Raw genomic sequence first — 25,079 nt, forward strand, 5'->3', positions numbered from 1 at the left:
CTATGGCGACGGTTTTGACAGCGCGGCCAGCGCCGCAGTGGCGAAGGATTGCGAAGCCGCGAGAGCCTGATCGCGGGCCTCGGTCTTGTCGATCCAGGATTGAACAGGAGCGCGGTCGGCCGGCGCAAGCGCTTTCAGCTCGCGCCGTGCTTCGGCCAGATCGCCGCGTTGGGCGGCAGCGGTGAGACGGCCGACGATCGCGGTGCGGTCGATGCCGGGCGCCGCGTCGGAACGCTGGATCCGCACCAGCCGCTCGGCATTGGCCTGGAACCGGTCGATGAAGTTGGAGCCGGTAGTGCCCTCGTCGCTGAGCAGTTTCGGCAGCAGCGCAATCAGCTCGCGGCCGAGCGCCGCGCTGCCCGGCACACCGGTGTCGGCGAACGGCTCCAGCGGCTTCAACGCAGCCGGCTCGGCGAGCGGCTGGGCGGCTTTCAGGATCGATGCGTAAGGCGAGCCCTGCTTGACGGTGAGGTCCAGCATGGTGGCAGTGACGAGCCGGCGCAGCGGCAGATCGTTGGCGGCCGCGGCGGGCGGCGGCGCCTTCGGCGCGGTCTCGGTCGCAGCCTTGGTCGCCTGTTCGAGTTCGGTGAGCCGCGCGTTGATGGCCGCAAGCGCTGCCGCCGAGTCGGCCGACGGCTTCTCGGCCGCCGCGCCGTCGCTCGAGGCCGGCGTCTCGCTCGCGCCGGGAGTCGCAGCGGATGAGTCTGCCTTAAGGTCCTTGAGTGCGCCGGCGAGCTGGTCGGACTGACTGCGCAGCGCCGTGAGGTCGTCGCGCAACGTCGCCACGGTCTTTTCCAGCGCCTCGACCTTGCCGCTCAGCGCCGCATCGGAGGCTGGCGTGGCCGCGGCGGTGGAATCGGCCGCAGCAGGGGCCGGCCGCGCTTCCAGGCTGGCGATCCGCGCGGCCAAGGCGTCGAGTGCTGTCGCATCCGCGACGGCCGCGGGTTTGGCCCCGGCGGCCGACCGCGATTCGAGGTCGGCGATGCGCGCCTTCAGCGCATCGAGCGCCGCCGCGTCGCCCTGCGGCGCCGTCATGTTGCTCGACGACAGGAATTCCGGCAGCAGCCCGGTCTTGGCGGCCCCCACCACGACGATCGCGGCGATTGCGACGGCCAGCACCGGCGGCAGTATCATGGCGGCAATGCCGGGCCGGCGCGGCTCGGCAACGGACGCCCGCCCGGCTGGCTCCTCAGCGCTGCTCGAGGCGGCGAATCGGGAGTCGGACGTCTCACCAGTTTCCGCAGCCGCCTCGGCGCGATCCTCATGATGCCGGTGCGCCGCGTCCGCGGAGAAATCCTCGGCGGCCGCATCCGGAATGCGCTCGGGCGATGCATCCGGACTGGCTTCGGCGGCATCCCGCGCGTCGCTTGCGCTTTCGGGACCTGTGCCCTCCGGCGCCTTGTCGAGGTCTTCTCCGTGGGGCGCGTCCTCGTGTCCGGGTCTGTTCTCGACCATCCGCAATCGTTCCTCGTCACCTGTCCGGCCGAATCCGTCTCCGGTCCGGCGTGTTGTTGCTTAACGCGCTGGCATGCCGAGCGCGCGGTCCAATGCTTCGAACAGCGCCGGCTCGTCGGGCGTGCGCGCCACCATCACCTGCGTCGCCCCGGCCTCGCGCACCACGTCGGACACCGATTCCGACAGGCAGCATTGCGGAATCGCCAGCGCCGAGATCTCGATGCCGGAGGTGCGTGTCGCGTCAATGAAGGCGCGTGCGCTGCGCCGCGAATAATGCAGCACCGCGTCGATCCCGTTGGCGGCGAAGGCATCACAGACGCCGGCGGGCAAGCTCGGCACCGGCACCATCCGATAGGTCGTCTGCATCACCACGTCGAAGCCGTCCTCGCGCAATTCGCCGGCGAGGTCGCGCGACAGGTCGGCGCCAGCCAGATACAGCAACGCGCCGGGACGGTTCTTTTTCCCGCGCAGGCTTTCGGCGACCTTCAGCCGCAGCTTGGCGGCGTTGCCATCGGCCACGATCACGTCCGCAAAGCCGGCCTCGCGGGCGGCGCGCGCGGTGTGCTTGCCGACCGCGAACAGCGGCAGCTTCAGCAAGCGGGCAAATCCCGGCTGATCGGCGATCGCCCGCAGCGCATTGGCGCTGGTGACGATCACGCTGGTGTAGGCGGCGTCCGGATCGTCCGGAAACGGCAACGGCTCGAACCGCAACATCGGTGCCAGCAGCACGTCATGGCCCTTGGCGCGCAGCGCCGCGGCGGTGGCGTCGTTGTCGGGCTGGGGGCGGGTGACGAGCAGTGCCACGCCTGACGTCCTCGCATGCGAGAGGGAAACAGGAGCCGTTGCGGTCGCCGCCACCATCACCGATCGCGGCGCACCGTCAGACTTTACCGGAGCCGCGGGGTGCCGACCGGATGATTGCATTCCGCGACCCCGCAATGCTACGCGAGGCAAGGAGAACGCCGGTTCGGCCGCAAACGCAAGGGCTCAATTTGACTAGTGACCAAACCTTGCTGGTGCTCGGAATCGAGACCACCTGCGACGAAACCGCCGCAGCCGTGGTCGAGCGCCGCGCTGACGGCAGCGGCCGGATTCTCTCCAACGTGGTGCGTTCGCAGACCGACGAACACGCGCCGTTTGGTGGTGTAGTACCGGAAATCGCGGCGCGCGCCCATGTCGATCTGCTCGACACCATCATCGCCACCGCGATGCGGGATGCCGGCGTCGGCTTCGGCGAACTGTCCGGGATCGCGGCTGCGGCCGGCCCCGGCCTGATCGGCGGCGTGATCGTCGGGCTGACAACCGCGAAGGCGATTGCGCTGGTGCGCAACACGCCGCTGATCGCCGTCAATCATCTGGAAGCACACGCGCTGACGCCGCGGCTGACGGATTCGACCGAGTTTCCCTACTGTCTGTTCCTCGCCTCCGGCGGCCACACCCAGATCGTCGCGGTGCTCGGCGTCGGCGAATACGTCCGGCTCGGCACCACGGTGGACGACGCGATCGGCGAGGCGTTCGACAAGATCGCCAAGCTGCTCGGCCTGCCCTATCCGGGGGGCCCGCAGGTCGAGCGCGCGGCGGCGGCGGGCGATCCGGCGCGGTTCGCGTTCCCCCGGCCAATGCTGGGGCGCCCGGACGCCAATTTCTCGCTGTCGGGGCTGAAGACCGCGGTGCGCAACGAGGCCAGCCGGCTGACGCCGCTGGAACCGCAGGACATCGCCGATCTCTGCGCCGGCTTTCAGGCCGCGGTGCTGGAGTCGGTCGCCGACCGGCTCGGCGCCGGGCTGCGGCTGTTCAAGGATCGGTTCGGTCCGCCCAAGGCACTGGTCGCGGCCGGCGGTGTTGCCGCCAACCAGGCGATCCGCCGCGCGCTGCGCGAGGTCGCCGCCAAGGCGCAGACCACCCTGATGGTGCCGCCGCCGGCGCTGTGCACCGACAACGGCGCGATGATCGCCTGGGCCGGCGCCGAACGCCTCGCGCTCGGCCTCACCGACACGCTGGACGCCGCCCCGCGCGCCCGCTGGCTGCTCGACGCCAATGCGACGGCGCCCGGCAAATTCGCCAATACGCGGGCGGGGTTCTAGGCAGGCGCGGCCGCTCTTCGATGGTTTGGACGACAGGTCATGACTTCGTTTAACAAGATCGCCGTGCTCGGCGGTGGGGCGTGGGGGACGGCGCTGGCGCAGACGGCGGCGCGGGCCGGGCGCAGCGTCACGCTGTGGGAGCACGATCCCGCGAACGCGCAGCATCTCAGCGACAAGCGTGAGAGCGTGTATCTGCCGGGTGTGACGCTCGAGCCGTCGATCGTGGTGACGCGCGATCTGGCCGACGCGGCGCGGGCCGACGCGCTGCTGCTGGTGGTACCGGCGCAGGTGATGCGGCCGGTGGTGACGTCGCTCGCCCCGCTGATCGCCGCGCGCACGCCGCTGGTCGCCTGTGCCAAGGGAATCGAGCACGGCACCCATCGGTTCATGACGGAGATCATCGCCGAATGCGCGCCGGCCGCGATCCCGGCGATCTTGTCCGGCCCGAGCTTCGCCGCCGACGTCGCCCGCGGCCTACCGACCGCGGTGACGATCGCGGCCGCCGATGCGGCGGTGGCGCAGGCGCTCGCGCAGGCGATGAATTCCGGCAGCTTCAGGCCCTATCACTCGACCGACGTGCGCGGCGTCGAACTCGGCGGCGCCACCAAGAACGTGATGGCGATCGCTGCCGGCATCGTCGAGGGCCGCAAGCTCGGCGCCTCGGCGCTGGCGGCGATGACGACGCGCGGCTTCGTTGAACTGGTGCGGTTCGGCAAGGCTTACGGGGCGCGGATCGAGACGATGCACGGGCTGTCGGGCCTCGGCGATCTGACGATGTGCTGCTCGACGCCGCAGTCGCGCAATTTCTCGTTCGGCATGGCGCTCGGCCGCGGTGAGAGCATCGACACCGCCGCGCACGGCAAGCTCGCCGAGGGTTACTACACGGCGCCGGTGCTGCTGGAGATGGCGCAGGCGAAGCATGTCGACATGCCGATCTCGACCGCGGTGGCGGCGATCCTGGCCGGCAAGCTCGATGTCGACAAGGCGATCGAAGGGCTGCTGACGCGGCCGCTGAAAGCGGAGGAATGAGGCTTGGCGTATTGGCTGGTGAAATCCGAACCGTCGGTGTGGTCGTGGGATCAGCAGGTGGCCAAGGGCGCCAAGGGCGAGGCCTGGACCGGCGTGCGCAATCACTCCGCCAAGCTGCACATGATGGCGATGAAGAAGGGCGATCGCGCGTTCTATTATCACTCCAACGAGGGCAAGGAGATCGTCGGCATCGCCGAGATCATCCGCGAAGCCTATCCGGATCCGACCGATGAGTCCGGCAAGTTCGTCTGCGTCGACATCAAGGCCGACAAGCCGCTGAAAACCCCGGTGACGCTCGCCGCCGTCAAGGCCGAACCCCGCCTCGCCGAGATGGCGCTGCTGAAGTACTCGCGCCTGTCGGTGCAGCCGGTGACGGCGGAGGAGTGGAAGCTGGTGTGCAGGATGGGCGGGCTGTAGCCCAACTCGTCATTGCCGGGCTTGACCCGGCAATCCATCCTCTTCGCGAAAATCGCTTCTCCTTTTGGTCCGCTACGCGAACGATGGATGCGCGGGTCAAGCCCGCGCATGACGGTTTCGCTTTGTGGCGCCACAGTGCCCTTGAGGGCTGCAGGGCGGTACCCCATGGACATTGCCGCCCCACTCCCGCATCACCGCGCGATGAGCACCTCCGCTATCGCCGATCCAGTCGCCTTCATCCACGCCAATACGCGCTTGCGACCCGTGCCGCTGGTGCCGGAGGTGTCGCTGCATGTCGCCGATGAGGCGCTGCCGCTGTGGAGCAAGACGGAGGAAGAGCTCGGCGAGGCCGGGCTGCCGCCGCCGTTCTGGGCGTTCGCCTGGGCCGGCGGACAGGCGCTGGCCCGCTACGTGCTGGACCATCCAGATAGCGTCGCCGGCCGCGACGTGATCGATCTCGCCTCCGGCTCGGGTCTCGTTGCGATCGCGGCGATGAAGGCCGGGGCGCGCCGCGTCACCGCGTTCGATATCGACGGCTTCGCGCGGCAGGCGATTGCCGTCAACGCGGCGGCGAACGGGGTGGCGCTCGACGTCAGCGGCGACGATCTGCTCGGCGGCCCGCATCCGATTTCGGCGCAGACCGTACTGGCCGGCGACATCTTTTATCAGCAGGACATCGCCGGGCTGGCCTTCGCATTCCTGGACAGCCGCGCCGCGCAGGGCGCGCGCGTGCTGATCGGCGATCCGGGACGCTATTACTTGCCGAAGGACAAGCTGGTCCAGCTCGCGACCTACGGCGTGCCGGTGACGCGCGAGCTGGAGGATGCGGAGATCAAGAACACGGGCGTGTGGACGCTGAAGTAACACACGTCGTCATTGCCGGGCTTGACCCGGCAATCCATCCTCTTCGTGAAAGCTCTGATCGCTGGTCCGATACGCGGACGATGGATGCGCGGGTCAAGCCCGCGCATGACGAATGATTGCGGCGTGAACCGGTGCCCAACCTAGCTCGGCGCGGCGTTGACGTTTAAGCCGCTGCGGCCGTCACCACCTGGGCCAGCAATTGCTCGCGTTTCTGCTGCGATCTCGTCCCCTTCAGCGTCGATGCAAACCGCTCCAGGATGCCGTCTTCGAAGGCGGTGACGATGGTGGCGTGGACGTAGCTTTTGCGGCAGATCGCCGGGGTGTTGGCGAGTTCGTCGGCGGCTTCGCGCAGCGCCTCGAGCACCTGTTTGCGGCGGCCGCGGGCGCTGGTGGCCGGCTCGATCCGGGCCAGCGATTCCAGCACCACCGCGGAGGCCATCAGGGTGCGGAAGTCCTTGAGCGATATCTTGATGCCGGCGATCTCGCGCAGGAAGACGTTGACCTGGGTGGCGGTGACGGCATGCACCGCGCCGTTGTCGCCGACATATTGAAACAGCCGCTTGCCCTTCAGCTGGCGCAGGATCTCGATCGCCCGCACCAGCCGCGCCGCGCCGCATTCCTTGCGCACCGCCTTGCCGCCCTTGGCCTTGAACGACAGGATCACGCAGTCGTCTTCGATGGCGACGTTCGATTTGAGCAAGGTGGCGGCGCCGCGGGTGCCGTTGAGCCGCGCATAGGATTCGCTGCCGGGCCGGATCGCGGTGCGGGCGATCAGCTCGATCACCGCCGCCAGCGCAAACTCGCGGGTCGGCTCGTCGCCGGACAAATGCCGGGTCACCGCCCGGCGAATCTTCGGAAGCGCGCCGACCAGCTGGGCCAGCCGGTGCGCTTTGCGGGTCTCGCGCACCTTCTCCCAGTCGGAATGATAGCGGTATTGCAGCCGGCCGGCGGCATCGCGCCCCACCGCCTGCAAATGCGAGCTGGGATCGGCGGCGTAGCGGACCTCCTCATAGGCCGGCGGCATGGCCAGCGCGTTCAGGCGGCTGATCACGTTTTGCTGTTTCACCGGCGAGCCGTCGGCGCGCTGATATTGAAAGCGCTTGCCGCGGCGGACGCGGCGAATCGTCAGTTGCTCCTGCTCGCCGAGCTTCAGACCGAGATCCTTGGCGAGCTCTTCGACGCTGACGACCGGCTCAGCCGAGCGCTCGTCGGTGATCCCGGGAATGTTCAAATTCGATTGGTCGATCATGAACTTGCGGCCTCAGGGGCGGATGCCGACAGCTAATGCGCCAGTCGCGTCGCAGTTCCGGCGGCTCGCGCTGAGCCCTAGCCCCGCACCGGCAGTGGACGCCAAAAGTCGGATGAAGCCCCGGCTTGTCGTGCCCCGGGCGGTCTCGCATAATCGGCTCAACAACAACGGCCGGATGGTGGACGTTCGCACGTCTCTTCGCCGGCGATGCTCATCCCTCAGCAGTTTTCGCGATTTCGCCGGATCAGCGTTATACGATCCGGCGACGCGGCAGGTGCTGGCAGCATGGGCCCGCCGGGTTTGAAGCGATTGCGGTCCGGGCACCGACGGCGGGTGCGGCACGGCCGCGTTTTCGGGTGGAGGAAAGTATGTCCGAGAAGATCTATGACGTGCCCTCGGAATGGGCGAGCCGCGCCTTCGTCGACGATGCGAAGTACCGCGAGATGTATGCCCGCTCGGTCAATGACCCGAACGGCTTCTGGGCCGAGCACGCGCAGCGCATCGACTGGATCAAGGTGCCGACCAAGATCGAGAACTCGTCCTTCGCGCCCGGCAACGTCTCGATCAAATGGTTCGAGGACGGCGTCCTCAACGTCGCCGCCAATTGCATCGACCGGCATCTGCACACGCGCGGCGACCAGGTCGCGATCATCTGGGAGGGCGACGATCCCTCGCAGTCGCGCAGCATCACCTATCGGGAGCTGCACGACGAGGTCTGCAAGTTCGCCAACATCCTGCGTAACCGCAATGTCGGCAAGGGCGACCGCGTCACGATCTATCTGCCGATGATTCCCGAGGCCGCGTTCGCCATGCTGGCCTGCGCCCGCATCGGCGCGATCCATTCGGTGGTGTTCGCCGGCTTCTCGCCGGACTCGCTCGCCGGCCGCATCAACGACTGCGCCTCCAAGATCGTCATCACCGCCGACGAAGGCCTGCGCGGCGGGCGCAAGGTGCCGCTCAAGGCCAATGTCGATGCGGCGCTGAAGAAGTGCGAAGGCGTCGACTGGGTGATGGTGGTGAAGCGCACCGGCTCGCCGGTCGAAATGGATGACGTCCGCGACTTCTGGTACCACGAGGCCGCCGAGATGGTGACCACCGAGTGCCCGGTGGAGCACATGCACGCGGAAGATCCGCTGTTCATTCTCTACACGTCGGGCTCGACCGGCCAGCCCAAGGGCGTGCTGCACACCTCCGGCGGCTACCTCGTGTTCGCCTCGATGACGCACCAATACGTGTTCGACTATCACGACGGCGACATCTACTGGTGCACCGCCGACGTCGGCTGGGTCACCGGCCACAGCTACATTCTCTATGGGCCGCTCGCCAACGGCGCCACTACGCTGATGTTCGAAGGCGTGCCGAACTATCCGAGCAATTCGCGGTTCTGGGACGTCATCGACAAGCACAAAGTCAACATCTTCTACACGGCGCCCACCGCGATCCGCGCGCTGATGCAGGCCGGCGACGAGCCGGTGAAGAAGACCTCGCGCAAATCGCTGCGGCTGCTCGGCTCGGTCGGCGAGCCGATCAATCCGGAAGCCTGGGAGTGGTATCACCGCGTCGTCGGCGACGACCGCTGCCCGATCGTGGATACCTGGTGGCAGACCGAGACCGGCGGCATCCTGATCACGCCACTGCCGGGCGCCACCAAGCTGAAGCCCGGCTCGGCGACCCGGCCGTTCTTCGGCGTGGTGCCCGAGATCCTCGATCCGGACGGCAAGGTGCTGGAAGGCGAATGCACCGGCAATCTGTGCCTCGCCAGATCCTGGCCGGGCCAGATGCGCACGGTGTATGGCGATCACGCCCGGTTCGAGCAGACCTACTTCTCGGCCTACAAAGGCAAGTACTTCACCGGCGACGGCTGCCGCCGCGATGCCGACGGCTATTACTGGATCACCGGCCGCGTCGACGACGTCATCAACGTCTCGGGCCACCGCATGGGCACCGCCGAGGTCGAGTCCTCGCTGGTGGCGCATCCCAAGGTGTCGGAGGCCGCGGTGGTCGGCTATCCGCACGACATCAAGGGCCAAGGCATCTACGCCTATGTGACGCTGATGGCCGGCGAGGAGCCGACCGAGGAGCTGCGCAAGGAGCTGGTCGCCTGGGTCCGCAAGGACATCGGCCCGATCGCCTCGCCCGACCTGATCCAGTTCGCGCCCGGCCTGCCGAAGACCCGCTCCGGCAAGATCATGCGCCGCATCCTGCGCAAGATCGCCGAGGACGAGCCGTCGGCGCTCGGCGACACCTCGACGCTGGCCGATCCGTCGGTGGTCGACGACCTCGTCGGCAACCGTCAGAACAAGCACGAGAAGGCGGTCTGACCGCCTCGGCGATGCCCGGTCTCGACGAGGCCGGGCACCTGACATGACCGAGCGCAGCGGCGGCAGAAGGTCTCAGCGGGCCTTCGCCGCCTGCGACTTTCTGTGCCTGTTCAACAACATGTGTGAGCCGCAGCGGCCCGCGGGGCCGTTTTGCGAGCGGGTGTTGTTTCCCGGCCATTTACTTTGATCGGCAGATTTCCTTTCAATGCCGCGTCCGATCCCCCGTCCGCCACTGTACCGATACGGTCGTTAAACCCGCCGCGCGACAATGGCGAAGGCTGGGCGGGAGCGGACGATCGAGACCGGCAGAGGAAAACTGGAGAGACGGATGTCCTTGGGATTTCGTTCGGCAAAGATGGCTTTTGCGGTGGCGGCCGTGGCGGCGGTCAGCGCGCTGGCGGCGCCCCGCGCCGAGGCGCGGCCCGATGTCGTGAGCTTCCGCGGCGACTACGCGCCCGGCACCATCGTGGTGAAGACCAACGAACGTAAGCTCTATCTAGTGGTCGAGCCGGGCCAGGCGGTGCGCTATCCGGTCGGCGTCGGCAAGGCCGGCAAGCGCTGGGAAGGCATCACCAAGATCGACGGCAAGTATCGCAACCCGGCCTGGGCGCCCCCCGCGGACGTCAAGCGCGACAACCCGCATATCCCCGACGTGATCCCGGGCGGCACCCCTGAGAACCCGATGGGCGTCGCGGCGCTGACGCTGGCCGGCGGCGGCGAATACGCTATCCACGGCACCAACCGGCCCAATTCGGTCGGTGGCTTCGTCTCTTACGGCTGCATCCGGATGCTCAACGACGACATTTCGGACCTGTATCAGCGCGTCTCGGTCGGCACCCAGGTCGTCGTCACCCGCTGAGGCGCTTCGGCTACTCTGCACCCGACTTCGAGGCTCGCGGCGCTTGCGCCTTAGGACGACGCCCTCGGTGTGAAAGACGGCATCGACGCCGCAAAGAAAAAGCCGCGCCCCGGATGGAGCGCGGCTTCTTCGTTTGGCCTTAAGGCGCGGCTTAGCGCGGCGCCGCGCCGGGCGGCGGGGGCGGCAGCGCCGCCTGACCGCCGTTGAGCAGCGGGGTGATGCGGCGGACGGTGACGCGGCGGTTCTGCCGCTCCGGACCGTCGGTCTGCACCTTCAGATACTGCTCGCCATAGCCCTGCGACGTCAGGTTCTCGGCCGGCACGCCGAACTGCTGGGTCAGCAGCGTGGCGGCCGCCTCGGCGCGGCGATCCGACAGCGAGAGGTTGTCGGTGTCGTTGCCGACCGCGTCGGTGTGGCCCTCGATCAGGAACACCTCGCGCGGGTTGCGCTGGATGGCCCGGTTGAGGCCGTCCGCAATCACCTGCAGCTTCGCGGCCTGATCCGGGGGAATGTCCCACGAACCGGTCTCGAACGTGATGGTGTTGAGGTCGATCGACGGCATCCGCTGACGCACCGCCGGGCTGTAGCGGATCTCGTCCATGGTGTACCGGCGTTCGATGCGCTCCACCGGCGGCGCCTCGAGCGTGTCGTAGATCAGCTCGGGCGACGCGTCCTCGTAGTCGACGATGTAGCGGTCGCGCGGGATGCGGATCACCGGCGGCGGCAGATCGACGTAGAAGTTCGCCCGGTCGCGCGGACCGTAGCTGTTGTCGATGATGATGACCTCCCGGCCGTCGCGATCGCGGCGAATCCGGCGCATCAGCTGGCCGTCGTCGCCGGTGATGTTGATGATCTCGGTGCCGTCGGGCCGCACCACGATGGTGCGCGTCCCGCCGCCGCGAACCTGCTCGGTGCGGATATCGCGCGCACCGTAGCGGAAGCGATCCACCTCGTTGTGGCGGATGAACTCCTGACCGCTCGGGTCGCGCACGATGATGCGACCCGGCTCGGTGATCACGATACGGCCGTTCTCGTTGACCTCGCGGCGCTGGCTGCGGAAATCACTGAGATTGCGCGGTCCTGGCGCCTGCGCGCCCGGTGCGATCGGCGCCAGCGCCTGCGGGGGCGGCGGCGCGGCCGGGATCGGGGCCGTCACGGTCGGCGGCGGTGTGCGTGCGACCGGAGCGCCGGGCGGCAGAGCTCCGGGAGCGCCGGGCTGCTGGGCGCCTTGCGGACCCGGCGCGCCAGCCGGCGGTTGGGCGGGCTGACCGGGCGCGGGCGGCGGCGGCACAGCTCCCGGGGTGGCCTGCGGAGCAGCGGCCGGCGGCTGCGCTCCGGGCGCAGGCGGCGTCAGGCCATTCCGCTGAGCGGCGGGCGGTGCGGGCTGAGCGGCCGGCGGTGCGGTCGGAGCAGCAGCTGGCGGCGGCGAACCGGCAGCCGGCGGCGTGCCCGGCCGAGCGCCGGCGGGAGGCGTTGGACGCATGCCGTTCTCGCCGGCAGGGCCTTGCCGCTGCGGAGCACCGGCCGGGGGCGGCGGGGGCGCACCCTTTTCGGCGGCCGGCGGAACCGGCGGACGGGGCTGAGCAGTCGGGGGCGTTGGCGGAGCGGCCTTTTCGCGTTCGGCAGCGGGCGGCGGCGCGACGGGGCGCGCAGCCGGCGGCTCGGCACGGGGCGCAGGCCGCTCCGGCGGGGCCATCCGTTCGCTCGGCGCGGACTTCTCGGCCGGACGCGCAGGTGCGGCCGCCGGCGGGGGCGGCGGCGCAGCGCGCGGCGGTTCGGCTCTCGGCTCAGGCTTCGGTTCGGGCCGTGGCTCAGCCTTGGGGGCAGGCGGCGGCGCGGGGCGCGCAGGCGGCTCGGCGCGCGGCGCAGCCGGGGGTTCGGCACGCGGGGCGGGTGCGGCGGCCGGCGGGGGAGCCGGACGCGGCGGAGCGGCAGCCGGCGGAGCCCCGGCGGGCGGCGCGGCATGCGGAGCGCCCGGCGGTCCCTTGTGCTCGCCAGCCGGCGGGCCCTTCTTTTCCTCGGCCTTCTCCGGCGCGGGCGCGGCCTGTGCCATCACCATCGGCGCAGTCTCGGCACGCGCCGGGGTGCTCACGGAGGGCCACGCCACGAGGGCCGTGGTGGCCAGCAAGGCGAATTGAATTTTTCTCATCGATATTCCCTGCGAATCAAACGCTGCGAACCACACGCTCCGCGATACGGAACCGGCTCGTGCGGGCGATCAACGATGACCCGTTGGGCCGGATTGTGGCGGTTCGCATCGGAATGCTGCTAATTATTTCTCGGGGCGTGGTAACGCGACATCTTGCTATTCACCGCGCGTTCAGGCGCGGCGAGAAGGTGCGACATCGCGCAAAGAAAGAACGGCGCCGGACTGCGCCGTTCTTTGTAGTAGTATCTGATCATCTGCCGTGTTGTGGTGTCTGGTCTTGGACACGCTGGCGAACTACACGCCAGCCTACGCAACGGCTGGATTCGGCGCACCCGGGCCGGGTGGCTGCGGCGTCGGTACTTCGTTCGGCGAATCTCCCGGCAATTCGTTCGGCGTCGGTGATTCGCCAGGCTCGCGCACCGGCGGCGGAATGTCGGGATTCGGATCACCGGGCGGAGATTCCGACGGCGGCTCGGTCGGTGTGCCCGGCGTCGCCGGCGGGACTTCCGAAGGTCCCGGTGGGTCCTGCATGGCGCCGCTCATTCAGATCGCAACCTTGCGGTTCTCGCCGAGATCGGGCCGTCCGCCGGTCGCGGCCGCAACCGCCATCTTCACGTAGCTGACGATGGTGCCGGGCGAATCCCAGTACTCGGCTTCTTCGGGAGTTACTTTCAGCACGCGAATGTTGGGATCATCGGGATTGTCCCACCACGCTTTCGCGGCGGTGCCGAACAGCTCCTTGATCTTGGCGCGGTCGTTCGAGATCGCCGCATAGCCGGTGACCGAGACGTACTTCTGCGAACCCGCATCGGCGAAGCCGAGATTGACGTGATGATCGGCCGCGATCTCTTCGTCCTTGTGCCGGCGGGCATCGGTGAGGAAGTAGATCTGTCCTTCTTCCGGCCGCACATAAGCGGCCATCGGGCGCGAACGGATCTTCTCGCCATCGCGCGTCGCCAGCATCGCGAACGTGATCTTCTTCATCAGATCCCACGCGTGCTGCGCATTGCCTTCGTTGTCGGATGTTGCCGCCATGTTTCTCTCCCTGTGCGTCAGCGGCGATAACGATCGCTTTGCAGCGAGGTTCCGACGGCGCGCTGCGACGTTGCCGTCATGGCGGGAGCATCCGTCATTGAGCGCAGCGACGAAGCAATCAAATCGAATCCACAGCACCGCGCTTGATCGCTTCGCCCGCAATGACGAGGAGACGGCGTGTCTAAAACAAAGCGGCCGGGCTTGGCCCGGCCGCTGCGATGCGAACGATGCGTACGCCGCTCAGATCTGGCGTTCGACCAGCTTGAGCTTCAGGTTGGCGATCGCTTCCGAGGGGTTGAGACCCTTCGGGCAGACCTTGGCGCAGTTCATGATGGTGTGGCAGCGATAGATCCGGAACGGATCCTCGAGATTGTCGAGGCGCTCGCCGGTGGCTTCATCGCGGCTGTCTTCGACCCAGCGGGTCGCCTGCAGCAGCGCAGCCGGACCGAGGAAGCGGTCGGAATTCCACCAGTAGCTCGGGCACGAGGTCGAGCAGCAGGCGCACAGGATGCATTCGTACAGGCCGTCGAGCTTCTCGCGGTCCTCGTGGCTCTGCCGCCATTCCTTCTGCGGCGTCGGCGTCACGGTCTGCAGCCAGGGCTGGATCGAGGCGTATTGCGCGTAGAAGTTGGTGAGGTCGGGGACCAGATCCTTGACCACCGGCTGATGCGGCAGCGGGTTGATCTTCACCGCGCCGTCGCGAACGTCGTCCATCGCCTTGGTGCAGGCCAGCGTGTTCTCGCCGTCGATGTTCATCGCGCAGGAGCCGCACACGCCTTCGCGGCAGGAGCGGCGGAAGGTCAGCGTCGGATCGATGTTGTTCTTGATCCAGATCAGGCCGTCCAGAACCATCGGGCCGCAATCGTGCTTGTCGACGTAGTAGGTGTCGACGCTCGGGTTCTTGCCGTCGTCGGGATTCCAGCGATAGACGCGGAATTCACGAACCTCGGTCGCGCCTTCCGGCTTCGGCCAGGTCTTGCCGCCGACAATCTTCGAATTCTTCGGAAGTGCGAATTCAACCATCTTGTTGCCTCTGGCTCTGTTCGTCATTGCCGGGCTCGACCGGCAATCCATCGTTCCGCGAAGAAGATGGAGGCCCGGGTCATAGGCGTTTTTAGAACGCCGTTCGTCGAACGGCTACGCCCCGGGCATACGATCTTGGATCAATACACCCGCGGCTTCGGCGGGATGTACTGGACGTCGTTGGTCATCGTGTAGTCGTGCACCGGGCGATAATCGATCGTGGTGCCGCCGTTGCCGCCGATCCAGGCCAGCGTGTGCTTCATCCAGTTCGCGTCGTCGCGATCCGGGAAGTCCTCGCGGGCGTGGGCGCCACGGCTTTCGGTGCGGTTGGCGGCCGAGTTCATCGTCACCACCGCCTGCACGATCAGATTGTCAAACTCCAGCGTCTCGACCAGATCCGAATTCCAGGTCAGCGAGCGGTCGGACACGCCGATATCGCCGATGCCGCCGTGGACGTTCTGGATCAGCTGCTTGCCTTCGGCCAGCACTTCGCCGGTGCGGAACACCGCGCAGTTGTTCTGCATCACGTGCTGCATCTTCTCACGCAGCTTCGCGGTCGGGGTGCCGCCCTTGGCGTAGCGATACTTGTCGAGGCGCGACAGCGACAGGTCGGCGGAATCCGCCGGCAACTCGGGCTGCTTGCCGTTCGGGGTCAGCTTCTCGGCGCAGCGCAGCGCCGCGGCGCGGCCGAACACCACGAGGTCGATCAGTGAATTGGAGCCGAGGCGGTTGGCGCCGTGCACCGACACGCAGGCCGCTTCGCCGATCGCCATCAGGCCCGGCACCACCGCGTTGTCGTCGCCGTCCTTCTTGGTGACGACCTCGCCGTGGAAGTTCGTGGGAATGCCGCCCATGTTGTAGTGCACGGTCGGCAGGATCGGGATCGGCTCGCGGGTCACGTCGACGCCGGCGAAGATCCGCGCCGATTCCGAGATGCCCGGCAGGCGTTCGGCCAGCACTTCCGGCGCCAGATGGTCGAGGTGCAGGAAGATGTGGTCCTTCTTCTTGCCGACGCCGCGGCCTTCGCGCATTTCGATCGTCATCGCGCGCGAGACGACGTCGCGCGAGGCGAGGTCCTTGGCGGACGGCGCGTAGCGCTCCATGAAGCGCTCGCCTTCGGAGTTGACCAGATAGCCGCCTTCGCCGCGCGCACCTTCGGTGACGAGGCAGCCCGAGCCGTAGATGCCGGTCGGGTGGAATTGCACGAACTCCATGTCCTGCAGCGGCAGGCCGGCGCGCAGCGCCATCGCGCCGCCGTCACCCGTGCAGGTATGCGCCGAGGTGCAGGAGGCGTAGGCGCGGCCGTAGCCGCCGGTGGCCAGGATCGTGGTCTGCGCCTTGAAGCGGTGCAGGGTGCCGTCATCGAGCTTCAGCGCGACAACGCCGCGGCAGACGCCCTGGTCGTCCATGATCAGGTCGATGGCGAAGAACTCGATGTAGAATTCGGCCGAGTGGCGCAGCGCCTGGCCGTACATCGTGTGCAACATCGCGTGGCCGGTGCGGTCGGCGGCCGCGCAGGTGCGCTGCGCCTGGCCCTTGCCGAAATCCATCGTCATGCCGCCGAACGGCCGCTGATAGATCTTGCCTTCCTCGGTGCGCGAGAACGGCACGCCCCAATGTTCGAGCTCATAGACCGCGTCGGGCGCGTTGCGCACCATGTACTCGATCGAGTCCTGGTCGCCGAGCCAGTCCGACCCCTTCACGGTGTCGTACATGTGCCAGCGCCAGTCGTCCTTGTGCATGTTGCCGAGCGAGGCCGAGATGCCACCCTGCGCCGCCACCGTGTGCGAGCGGGTCGGAAACACCTTGGTGATGCAGGCGGTGCGAAGTCCCGCTTCGCTGCAGCCGACCACGGCGCGCAGGCCGGCGCCGCCGGCCCCCACCACCACGACGTCGTAGACGTGATCTTCGATCGGATAGGCGGTTCCGCCCGCGGCAGGTGCGCCGTTGAGGTTCGCCGCCATGCTTAGACTCCGGATGCGAGTTTGAAGATCGCGAAGATCGCGGCCAGCGCCACGGCGATCGAGAAGAAGTTATTGGCCATGATGGTGACGAGCTTGAGCTTCTCGTTCTGGATGTAGTCTTCGATCACCACCTGCATGCCGATCTTCATGTGGATCGCGGAGGCGATGATGAACAGGATCATGACCAGCGAGATCAGCGGCGAGCCGAGGATCTGCGCGGCACCGGCCTGGTTGCGGCCGAGCAGCATCATGATCACCACGACCACCGGCAGGATCAGCAGCGTCATCGCCACGGCGGTGATGCGCTGGCGCCAGAAGTCGCTGGTGCCGGAGCCGGCGGGGCCGAACTTGCGCACCTTGCCCATCGGCGTGCGCATGGTGGCGTCGGTGCGGCCGGCCTTGCCGTGAGATTCTTGAACGCTCATCGGGCGGCTCCCATCGAGAAGGCGATCACCCAGAGCAGCACGGTCAGCACGAGGCCGCCGATCAGCGCCGCCCAGGTGAGCCATTCGCGGTCGGCGGTCTTGAAGCCGTAGCCGAGGTCCCAGACGAAATGCCGGACGCCGCTGAGCAGATGATGCATCAGCGCCCAGGTGTAGCCGAACAGGATCAGGCGGCCGATCCAGCTGCCGGTGAAGGCCTGGATGGTGGCGTAAGACGCCGGGCCGGCGGCGCAGGCAATCAGCCACCACGCCAACAGAAGGGTTCCAGAATACAGCGCGATGCCGGTGGCGCGATGGACGATGGACATCGTCATCGTCAGGCTCCAGCGGTACGTCTGCATATGCGGCGAAAGCGGTCGGTCGATCCTGGCGGTCATCGGCTGCTATGGGTTGGCGGCGAGCGATCAGGGCCCGGGCGGGGCTCGCGAGAGTGCCCCTATTTACGAAGGACGTTCAACGAGCGCAACGAAGAATTCGCATCTTCGGAATTCCAGTTCAGCGTTTGAAGAGGCCGTAAGGCCAATGCGATCGCGATTTTCCGGGCTTCGTTCCATGTCCCGGAAATGAAACCGGATTCAGACCTCGTCACGATGCGAGGGTCGTCCGCTGCATCGATGAACATCGGGTTTCGAGCCGCTCTAAAGCCGAAACCCGCTGCTTCCCGCAACGCCGCGCCCGTGCGATGGTTCATCGCCGCATGGCGGCCCTGCATAGATCACCGTCACCTCGTCAGGATTCCGATGTCCCACGCCCCCGACTGCACCCTCGATCACGGGCATCACCACGACGATCATGCACATCACGATCACGGCAAGGCCGGCGATCACGCGCATCGGCACGGCACCGGGGCTCACGATCACACGCCGACGGATTTCGGCCGTGCCTTCGCGATCGGCATCGCGCTCAACATCGCCTTCGTGATCGCCGAGGCGGTGTTCGGCTGGCTCGGCAACTCGATGGCGCTGATCGCCGATGCCGGGCACAATCTGTCGGATGTGCTCGGTCTCGCGGTCGCCTGGATCGCCGCCGAGCTGTCGAAGCGGCCGCCGTCGGCGCGCTATACCTACGGCCTGCGGGGCTCGTCGATCCTGGCGGCGCTGTTCAACGCGGTGTTTCTGCTGCTCGCCGTCGGCGCGATCGGCTGGGAAGCCGTGGTCCGGCTGTTCAATCCGGAGCCGGTCGCCAGCGGCACGATGATCGTCGTGGCAGGCATCGGCATCGTCATCAATGCGGTCACGGCCTGGCTGTTCTTCGCCGGCCGCCACAGCGACCTCAACATCCGCGGCGCCTATCTGCACATGGTGGCCGACGCCGCCGTGTCGGCCGCCGTGGTGGTCGCCGGCATCGTCATCCTGTTCACCGGCTGGACCTGGACCGACCCGGCCGTCAGCCTGCTGGTCGCCGGCGTCATCGTCTGGGGCACCTGGGGGCTGCTGCGGGATTCCACCGCGATGTCGCTGGGCGCGGTGCCGCGCGGCATCGATCCGGTCGCCGTGCGGGCGTTTCTGGCGGGCCTGCCAGGCGTCACGCAGGTGCACGATCTGCACATCTGGCCGATGTCGACCACCGAAGTGGCGCTGACCTGCCATCTGGTGATCCCCTCCGGCCCCCCGGGCGACGCCTTCCTGATCGACCTCGCCCACGAACTCGACCACGACTTCGGCATCGCCCACAGCACCGTGCAGATCGAGACGAATCCAGATACGCCCTGCGCGCTGGCGCCGGAGCATGTGGTGTAGGGAAGTGCCTGCGCTCCCCTCCCCCTTGCGGGGAGGGGTCGGGGGTGGGGGTCCCCAGGCGATGTGCTCGCGGCACCCCCACCCCGGCCTCCGCTTCGCTCGGCCGCCCCTCCCCGCAAGGGGGAGGGGTTCAAGCGGCGCCTCGTGTCTTTACGCTATCAGTTAGTTTCGTCCGTCTTGCTCCGTCATTCCGCATCGCGCAGCGCGCGCCCCGGAATGACAGTGTGTGAGGCAGATAGTGGTGCGGGCGCTGCGCCCGATTACTTATAAATATCCTTGTAGGTCTCGCGCAGCACATTCTTCTGGACCTTGCCCATGGTGTTGCGCGGCAGGTCGTCGACGAAGATCACCTTCTTGGGCATCTTGAACTTGGCGATCTGGCCGTCGAGGCTCTTGATCACCTGCGCCTCGTCGATCGGCGCGCCCTTGGTGCGGACCACCACGGCGGTGACGCCCTCGCCGAAATCGGCATGCGGCACGCCGATCACCGCGGATTCGATCACGCCCGGCATCGCGTCGATCTCGCTCTCGATCTCTTTCGGATAGACGTTGAAGCCGCCGGTGATTACCAGATCCTTGCCGCGGCCGAGGATGTGGACGTAGCCGCGCTCGTCGATCTTGCCGAGGTCGCCGGTGATGAAGAAGCCGTCGTCGCGGAATTCCGACTTGGTCTTCTCCGGCATCCGCCAATAGCCCTTGAACACGTTCGGGCCCTTCACCTCGATCATGCCGATCTCGCCGCGCGGCAATTCCTTGCCGGTTTCCGGATCGGTGACCCGCGCCGATACGCCCGGCAGCGCCGGACCGACCGCGCCGGGGACGCGGTCGCCGTCATACGGGTTCGAGGTGTTCATGTTGGTCTCGGTCATGCCGTAGCGCTCGAGCACGGCGTGGCCCGTGCGCGCCTGCCATTCGCGATGCGTATCGGCGAGCAGCGGCGCCGAGCCGGAGATGAACAGCCGCATGTGGCTGGTCGACTCCTTGGTCAGCCGCGGGCTCTGCAGCAGCCGCGTGTAGAACGTCGGCACGCCCATCAGCACGGTGGCGCGCGCCATCAGGTCGATGATCCTGTCCGGATCGAGCTTGGGCAGGAAGATCATCGCGGCGCGCGCGAACAGCGTGACGTTGCTGGCCACGAACAGGCCGTGCGTATGATAGATCGGCAGCGCGTGGATCAGCACATCGTCCGGCGTGAAGCGCCAATAGTCGACCAGCGTCAGCGAGTTCGACGCCAGATTGTCGTGGCTCAGCATCGCGCCCTTGGAGCGGCCGGTGGTGCCCGAGGTGTAGAGGATCGCGGCGAGATCGTCGGCGGCGCGCGGCACGGTCGCGAAGTCTTCCTTCGCCTGCGCGGCCGCATCGGTCAGCGAACCCTGTCCGTCGGCGCCGAGCGTCTCGACGCTCGCGCCGACCTTGGCGGCGATCTCGGCGACGCCGTCGCGCTTGCTCGGATCGCACACCACCAGCTTCGGCTCGGCGTCGCCGATGAAGTAATCGAGCTCGTGCAGCGTGTAGGCGGTGTTGAGCGGCAGATACACCGCGCCGGCCCGCACCGTCGCCAAGTACAACACCAGCGCCTCGACCGACTTCTCGGTCTGTGCTGCAACGCGATCACCGGGCACGACGCCGCGGTCGATCAGCACGTTGGCGACGCGGCCGGCGCGGGCCACGAGATCGCCGTAGCTGATCCGGCCGCCGTCCGCGGTCTCGATCGCGAGCTTGGCGGGATCGGTGAGCCCGTCGAACAGGCGGGAAAACAGGTTGGCGCTCATGAGGGTGTTCCGTCAGGCTGCAGGAAAGCGCGACTGCAATAACAACAACGCCGATCCCAACGCAACGGATACCACGCGCACAAGCGGCAAGGAACGTGCGACGCGGCGTTCGGTTTCACCCTGCGACAAAAAAGAAATCCTGAAACGACGGGCAAAACCTCCCGTAGCTCCGGACGACAAGGCACTCCGCCAGGCCACCGCGCCGCCGCAGCCGAGTCATCACCGACCCGCGTAGTGTCGCGGGCGTTCAACCCAATGGGAGACGAAACATGTCGAAGCGAATTGCTGTCCTGTCCGCCGCAGCCCTCAGCGTGCTTGCCTTCAACACCGCGATCACCGCGCCGGCCTCTGCCGAAGACAAGATGATGATGAAGAAAAGCGAGATGAGCGGCGGCAACACCGTGATGGTGGGCGGCGCGCCGATGTATCCGTCGAAGAACATCGTCGAGAACGCGGTCAACTCCAAGGATCACACCACGCTGGTCGCCGCCGTGAAGGCCGCCGGCCTCGTCAAGACGCTGGAAAGCAAGGGGCCGTTCACCGTGTTCGCGCCGACCAACGCCGCCTTCGGCAAGCTGCCGGCCGGCACCGTCGATACGCTGGTGAAGCCGGAGAACAAGAAGCAGCTCACCAAGATCCTCACCTATCACGTCGTGCCCGGCAAGCTCGCCGCCGCCGATCTCACCGACGGCAAGAAGCTGACCACCGTGGAAGGCGAGACGCTGACGGTGAAGCGCATGGGCGACACGGTGACGCTGATCGACTCCAAAGGCGGCAGCTCGACCGTCACGATCCCGAACGTCAATCAGTCGAACGGCGTGATCCACGTGGTCGATACCGTCCTGATGCCGTCCTAATCGGGCACCGGCCGCTCCTTACGTCCCCCGGGAGCGGCCGACCGAAGTGGCTCCCCTGCCGCTTCGCGAGGCGCGGGCCGCAAAACGGCTCGCGCTTTCGTGATCGCAAGCGACGTTCCGCGCTGGCGATCGTGAGGGAGTGGCCGTAACGAGGCGGGGTTATGGTCTGGCAGATGCCTCTCCCGGACCAACCCGTTTCAGGACCGCAAGCGATGTCGAGCACGACGATCAGCGAGCAGGCCGGCGCCGCCGGCGTCAGCTCCGCCGCCAAGGTGATCCAGCCCGCCTGGGTGCGGATCATGCACTGGATCAACGCGGCCGCGATGATCGCCATGATCATGTCGGGCTGGCAGATCTACAACGCCTCGCCGCTGTTCGACTTCCAGTTCTCGCGCAACATCACGCTCGGCGGCTGGCTCGGCGGCGGGTTGTTGTGGCACTTCGCCGCGATGTGGGTGCTGGTGATCAACGGCGTGCTGTATGTGGCGCTCGGCTTCGCCACCGGCCGCTTCCGCCGCAAGCTGTGGCCGATCTCGCCGCGCGGCGTGATATCGGATCTCGGCAAGGCGCTCACCTTCCGGCTGTCGCATGCCGACCTCTCCGTCTACAACTATGTGCAGCGGCTGCTCTATGCCGGCATCCTGCTGGTCGGCGTGCTGATCGTGCTGTCCGGCCTGTCGATCTGGAAGCCGGTGCAATTCCAGGCGCTCACCGCACTGTTCGGCGGCTACGACACCGCGCGCTACGTGCACTTCGCCGCCATGACGGCGATCTGCGCGTTCCTGGTGGTTCACATCCTGCTCGCGCTGCTGGTGCCGAAAAGCCTGCGCGCGATGATCATCGGCCGTTAAGTCAGGAAAATCCCGTCGCTGCGAGAGTAGCGAAGCAATCCAGACCTGGTGCAATTGGCTGGATTGCTTCGTCGGTTCGCTCTTGCAATGACGACCAACGAGGAACGTCACCATGCTGCGCATCAAATCGCTGCTGATTCCCGGCGTCGACAAGAAGCTGCTGATCAAGGACGCCGCGGCGCTGATGCCCGACGTGACGCGCCGGCGCTTCCTCACCGGCGGCGCCAGCCTCGGCGCGCTGACGCTGCTGACCGGCTGCGACGTGGTCGACGGCGCATCGGCCGAGACGCTGCTCGCCAAGGTGTCGAAATTCAACGATGCGGTGCAGGCCGCGATCTTCAATCCGAACGCGCTGGCGCCGACCTACTCTGAGAAGGAGATCACTAGGCCATTCCCGTTCAACGCTTTCTACTCGCTGGACGAGGCGCCCACCATTGATGGCAAGGAGTGGGCGCTCGAGGTTACCGGCCTGGTCGACAACAAGAAGAGCTGGACGATCGACGAACTGAGCAAGCTGCCCGAGGTCAAACAGATCACCCGGCACATCTGCGTCGAGGGCTGGAGCGCGATCGGTTCGTGGAGCGGCACGCCGCTGCGCGATTTCCTCAAGCTGGTCGGCGCCGACACCCGCGCCAAATATGTCTGGTTTCGCTGCGCCGACGACTACACCTCGCCGATCGACATGCCGACCGCGCTGCATCCGCAGACGCAGATGACGTTCAAATATGACGGCCAGATTCTGCCGCGCGCCTACGGCTATCCGATGAAGATCCGCATCCCCACCAAGCTCGGCTTCAAGAATCCCAAATACGTCGTGTCGATGGAAGTCACCAACGACTACAAGGGCGGCTATTGGGAAGACCAAGGCTACAATTCGTTCAGCGGCCTGTAGCGGTTCTGCGAACCGCTCGCGCCGGAAAGGCGGATGGCCGCAGCAACTTCGCTGCCGAGGGAACGTTGCCTGCCCGACCGACCGGGCCTAAATGGTGCGGGCGGCCAGACTTCGAAGTGCCGCATCAGGGAGGCTCCAATGATCATTCGCTCCATGCTCGCCGCCACCGCGTTGGTCGCGCTGACGACCACCGGCTTCGCGGCCGACAACGCCAGAGTGATGCTGAAGAACGCCGAAGGCGCCGATGTCGGTGGCGCGACCCTGACCCAGGGCTCGAAGGGTGTCACCATCAAGCTGTCGCTGAAGGGATTGCCGCCGGGCGAGCACGCCTTCCACATCCACGCCGTCGGCAAGTGCGAGCCGCCGTTCACCTCGGCGGGCGGCCATTTCAATCCGGACAACAAGAAGCACGGCAAGATGGCCGAGGGCGGCGCCCATGCGGGCGACATGCCGAACCTCACCATCCCGGCGTCCGGCCGTCTCGACATCGACATCGTCAACGACGCGGTAACGTTGGAGAAGGGCAAGCCGAACTCGGTGTTCAAGCCCGACGGCACCGCGCTGGTGATCCACGCCAAGGCCGACGACTACAAGTCCGATCCCGCCGGCAACGCCGGCGACCGCATCGCCTGCGGCGTGATCGAAGAGGCGCGGTAAGTCGAGCTTTCCACACGGGGTCATTCCGGGGCACGCGCACCGCGCGTGAACCCGGAATTACGTGCCTGAATCAGGCGCGCCGCAGCGGTTGCTGAAACGCCGACAACAGCGCGCCGATCGCCAGCGTCGCGGCCGACACCGCGAGCGCGGAGGACAGCGAGCCGATCGCGTCCGTGATCGCGCCCACCACCAGCGGGCCCAGCGTCTGGCCGATGCCGAACGAGATCGTCATCGCGGCGATCGCGCCCGGCCATTCCGCCTGGCTGTAGTTGAAGCGGACGAAGGCCGTGGTCGAGGCCACCACGGCGAAGAACGACACCCCGAACACCAGCGCCGAGATCGCCAGCATCGCGGTCGATAGCCCGAACAGCGGCAGCGCCGCGCCGATCGCGTTGACGCTCAGGATGATGGTGGTCGACAGCCCGCCGCGGTGCAGCGCCATCACCCGCCGCCACACCCAGGGCGTGACGAAGGCGCTGCAGCCGATCAGGCACCAGAACGCGCTCTGCGCCGCCGCGCCGCCGCCGGCGTCGCGCACATAGGCGATCATGAAGGTCATGTAGGCGATGTAGCCGGCGCCGAACATGAAATAGCCGGCCAGATAGATCAGCACCGGCCGCACCCGGAAGCTCGCCGGCGTCTCGCTGCTCATGGTGGCGTGGCTGTCGAGCGGCGCCAGCAGCAGCGGCAGCGTCATCGCGGCCGCCAGCGCCGCAAGCACCAGCCAGCCGATCCACCACGACCCCGGTCCGGCCGCCTGCAGCAGGAACGGCGCGATCAGCCCGGACGACAGGATGCCGATCCCCGGGCCGGCGTAGAACAGGCTGAGCAGGAAGGCCGAGCGCGCGGGCTGCGCCTGGGCGATGATGGTCGCCAGCGCCCCGCCGGCCACGAACGCCAGCGCGGCGCCGATTCCCGCAATCAGCCGCGCCGCGGACAGCAGCACGAAATTCCCTGACGCCGCGCACAGCGCCAGCGACAGCACGCAGGCCAGCGTCCCGACCCGGACGATCGCCGACAGGCCGTAGCGCTGCACCAGCTTCGAGGTGATCAGCGCGCCGGCCAGGTAGCCGGCGGCATTGATGGTGTTCATGAATCCGGCCGCCGAATAGGTCCACGACAGGCTGTCCCGCATGTCCGGCAGCAGCAGCGAATAGGCGAAGCGGCCGATGCCCAGCCCCACCGTGGGGGCGAGCGACAGGATCAGGATCAGGCGCGCGGGATTCGCAGGCGCCGCCTCGGTGCGGTCGAGCAGGGTCAAAGGGGAAGTCTCCGGCGCTGCCATTGTGACAGCGAATGCCCCGCAACGGCAACAACAGCTCCGGCAACACTGTCTTGCCAAGCCGGCAATGGCGATTTAGCACTCGGCCGAAATTCCGCAGGTCGTCATTGCCGGGCTTGACCCGGCAATCCAGCTTC

Annotated in this window: 23 protein-coding genes; 11 read left to right on the forward strand and 12 right to left on the reverse strand. The window is 67.3% G+C overall.

All coding sequences use genetic code 11. The features are described from left to right. Together ACFFJ6_RS08790 and ACFFJ6_RS08795 are read right to left on the reverse strand one after the other, a co-directional pair. Positions 1-1,134: a COG4223 family protein gene (locus tag ACFFJ6_RS08790; RefSeq protein ID WP_378386549.1), complete on the reverse strand. Its 1,134-nt coding sequence runs from the start codon at positions 1,132-1,134 to the stop codon at positions 1-3. 381 nt (positions 1,135-1,515) lie between these two features. Further along, the gene (locus ACFFJ6_RS08795; RefSeq protein WP_378386551.1) at positions 1,516-2,259 is read right to left on the reverse strand and encodes a uroporphyrinogen-III synthase; all 744 of its coding nucleotides are present in this window, start codon (positions 2,257-2,259) and stop codon (positions 1,516-1,518) included. A 206-nt stretch (positions 2,260-2,465) separates the two neighbouring features. On the opposite strand from ACFFJ6_RS08795, the gene tsaD reads away from it, so the two are divergent. The 4 genes from tsaD (at position 2,466) to ACFFJ6_RS08815 (ending at position 5,849) form a co-directional block, all read left to right on the forward strand. After that, entirely contained in the window at positions 2,466-3,539 is a 1,074-nt protein-coding gene (gene tsaD, locus ACFFJ6_RS08800) for a tRNA (adenosine(37)-N6)-threonylcarbamoyltransferase complex transferase subunit TsaD (protein WP_378386553.1), read from the forward strand. 39 nt (positions 3,540-3,578) lie between these two features. Next, complete coding sequence (locus ACFFJ6_RS08805) at positions 3,579-4,568, forward strand: NAD(P)H-dependent glycerol-3-phosphate dehydrogenase (protein WP_378386555.1); 990 nt, start codon at positions 3,579-3,581, stop codon at positions 4,566-4,568. A 3-nt stretch (positions 4,569-4,571) separates the two neighbouring features. After that, the gene (locus ACFFJ6_RS08810) at positions 4,572-4,985 is read left to right on the forward strand and encodes an EVE domain-containing protein (RefSeq protein ID WP_378386557.1); all 414 of its coding nucleotides are present in this window, start codon (positions 4,572-4,574) and stop codon (positions 4,983-4,985) included. Between the two features lie 201 nt (positions 4,986-5,186). Continuing rightward, on the forward strand, positions 5,187-5,849 hold the full coding sequence (locus ACFFJ6_RS08815) for a class I SAM-dependent methyltransferase (RefSeq protein ID WP_378386559.1): 663 nt from the start codon (positions 5,187-5,189) through the stop codon (positions 5,847-5,849). A gap of 163 nt (positions 5,850-6,012) precedes the next feature. On the opposite strand, the gene ACFFJ6_RS08820 is transcribed toward ACFFJ6_RS08815, so the two are convergent. Further along, positions 6,013-7,098, reverse strand: coding sequence for a DNA topoisomerase IB (locus ACFFJ6_RS08820; RefSeq protein ID WP_378386561.1), 1,086 nt, complete (start codon positions 7,096-7,098; stop codon positions 6,013-6,015). Positions 7,099-7,466: 368 nt separating this feature from the next. Between ACFFJ6_RS08820 and acs the strand changes: the two genes are divergently transcribed. Then, positions 7,467-9,419, forward strand: a complete 1,953-nt coding sequence (acs, locus tag ACFFJ6_RS08825) for an acetate--CoA ligase (protein WP_378386563.1) — start codon at positions 7,467-7,469, stop codon at positions 9,417-9,419. Positions 9,420-9,747: 328 nt separating this feature from the next. Beyond that, positions 9,748-10,278 (forward strand): L,D-transpeptidase, encoded by a 531-nt coding sequence (locus ACFFJ6_RS08830; protein ID WP_378386565.1) that lies wholly within the window; start codon positions 9,748-9,750, stop codon positions 10,276-10,278. Positions 10,279-10,429: 151 nt separating this feature from the next. Here ACFFJ6_RS08830 and ACFFJ6_RS08835 read toward each other — a convergent pair whose 3' ends face one another. The 7 genes from ACFFJ6_RS08835 to sdhC all read right to left on the reverse strand — a co-directional run bounded on the left by ACFFJ6_RS08835 (position 10,430) and on the right by sdhC (position 17,269). Beyond that, positions 10,430-12,427: an OmpA family protein gene (locus ACFFJ6_RS08835; protein WP_378386567.1), complete on the reverse strand. Its 1,998-nt coding sequence runs from the start codon at positions 12,425-12,427 to the stop codon at positions 10,430-10,432. Positions 12,428-12,733: 306 nt separating this feature from the next. Beyond that, positions 12,734-12,970, reverse strand: coding sequence for a hypothetical protein (locus tag ACFFJ6_RS08840; RefSeq protein WP_378386569.1), 237 nt, complete (start codon positions 12,968-12,970; stop codon positions 12,734-12,736). Next, the gene (locus ACFFJ6_RS08845; RefSeq protein ID WP_378386571.1) at positions 12,971-13,462 is read right to left on the reverse strand and encodes a pyridoxamine 5'-phosphate oxidase family protein; all 492 of its coding nucleotides are present in this window, start codon (positions 13,460-13,462) and stop codon (positions 12,971-12,973) included. A 240-nt stretch (positions 13,463-13,702) separates the two neighbouring features. Next, positions 13,703-14,485 carry a succinate dehydrogenase iron-sulfur subunit gene (locus ACFFJ6_RS08850; RefSeq protein WP_378386573.1) on the reverse strand — a complete coding sequence of 261 codons (783 nt, stop codon included), beginning with the start codon at positions 14,483-14,485 and terminating at the stop codon, positions 13,703-13,705. A 140-nt stretch (positions 14,486-14,625) separates the two neighbouring features. Then, positions 14,626-16,449, reverse strand: a complete 1,824-nt coding sequence (sdhA, locus tag ACFFJ6_RS08855) for a succinate dehydrogenase flavoprotein subunit (RefSeq protein ID WP_378386575.1) — start codon at positions 16,447-16,449, stop codon at positions 14,626-14,628. 2 nt (positions 16,450-16,451) lie between these two features. Beyond that, the gene (sdhD, locus tag ACFFJ6_RS08860; RefSeq protein WP_378386577.1) at positions 16,452-16,874 is read right to left on the reverse strand and encodes a succinate dehydrogenase, hydrophobic membrane anchor protein; all 423 of its coding nucleotides are present in this window, start codon (positions 16,872-16,874) and stop codon (positions 16,452-16,454) included. Continuing rightward, complete coding sequence (gene sdhC, locus ACFFJ6_RS08865) at positions 16,871-17,269, reverse strand: succinate dehydrogenase, cytochrome b556 subunit (RefSeq protein ID WP_378386580.1); 399 nt, start codon at positions 17,267-17,269, stop codon at positions 16,871-16,873. Before sdhC ends, sdhD begins: the two co-directional genes overlap by 4 nt. A gap of 363 nt (positions 17,270-17,632) precedes the next feature. On the opposite strand from sdhC, the gene ACFFJ6_RS08870 reads away from it, so the two are divergent. Further along, entirely contained in the window at positions 17,633-18,631 is a 999-nt protein-coding gene (locus ACFFJ6_RS08870; protein WP_378386582.1) for a cation diffusion facilitator family transporter, read from the forward strand. A gap of 260 nt (positions 18,632-18,891) precedes the next feature. Here the strand turns inward: ACFFJ6_RS08870 and ACFFJ6_RS08875 are convergent, their stop codons facing one another. Further along, entirely contained in the window at positions 18,892-20,403 is a 1,512-nt protein-coding gene (locus tag ACFFJ6_RS08875; RefSeq protein ID WP_378386585.1) for a malonate--CoA ligase, read from the reverse strand. A gap of 269 nt (positions 20,404-20,672) precedes the next feature. On the opposite strand from ACFFJ6_RS08875, the gene ACFFJ6_RS08880 reads away from it, so the two are divergent. The 4 genes from ACFFJ6_RS08880 to ACFFJ6_RS08895 all read left to right on the forward strand — a co-directional run bounded on the left by ACFFJ6_RS08880 (position 20,673) and on the right by ACFFJ6_RS08895 (position 23,660). Further along, on the forward strand, positions 20,673-21,260 hold the full coding sequence (locus tag ACFFJ6_RS08880) for a fasciclin domain-containing protein (RefSeq protein ID WP_378386587.1): 588 nt from the start codon (positions 20,673-20,675) through the stop codon (positions 21,258-21,260). Between the two features lie 212 nt (positions 21,261-21,472). Continuing rightward, positions 21,473-22,111, forward strand: coding sequence for a cytochrome b/b6 domain-containing protein (locus ACFFJ6_RS08885; protein WP_378386590.1), 639 nt, complete (start codon positions 21,473-21,475; stop codon positions 22,109-22,111). Positions 22,112-22,223: 112 nt separating this feature from the next. Beyond that, positions 22,224-23,003: a molybdopterin-dependent oxidoreductase gene (locus ACFFJ6_RS08890; RefSeq protein ID WP_378386592.1), complete on the forward strand. Its 780-nt coding sequence runs from the start codon at positions 22,224-22,226 to the stop codon at positions 23,001-23,003. Between the two features lie 138 nt (positions 23,004-23,141). Then, on the forward strand, positions 23,142-23,660 hold the full coding sequence (locus ACFFJ6_RS08895) for a superoxide dismutase family protein (protein ID WP_378386594.1): 519 nt from the start codon (positions 23,142-23,144) through the stop codon (positions 23,658-23,660). A 70-nt stretch (positions 23,661-23,730) separates the two neighbouring features. On the opposite strand, the gene ACFFJ6_RS08900 is transcribed toward ACFFJ6_RS08895, so the two are convergent. Beyond that, positions 23,731-24,921, reverse strand: coding sequence for a YbfB/YjiJ family MFS transporter (locus ACFFJ6_RS08900; RefSeq protein ID WP_378386597.1), 1,191 nt, complete (start codon positions 24,919-24,921; stop codon positions 23,731-23,733). Positions 24,922-25,079: the final 158 nt, after the last annotated feature.

It is taken from the genome of Rhodopseudomonas telluris (assembly GCF_042432815.1).
Lineage (GTDB): Bacteria > Pseudomonadota > Alphaproteobacteria > Rhizobiales > Xanthobacteraceae > Rhodopseudomonas > Rhodopseudomonas telluris.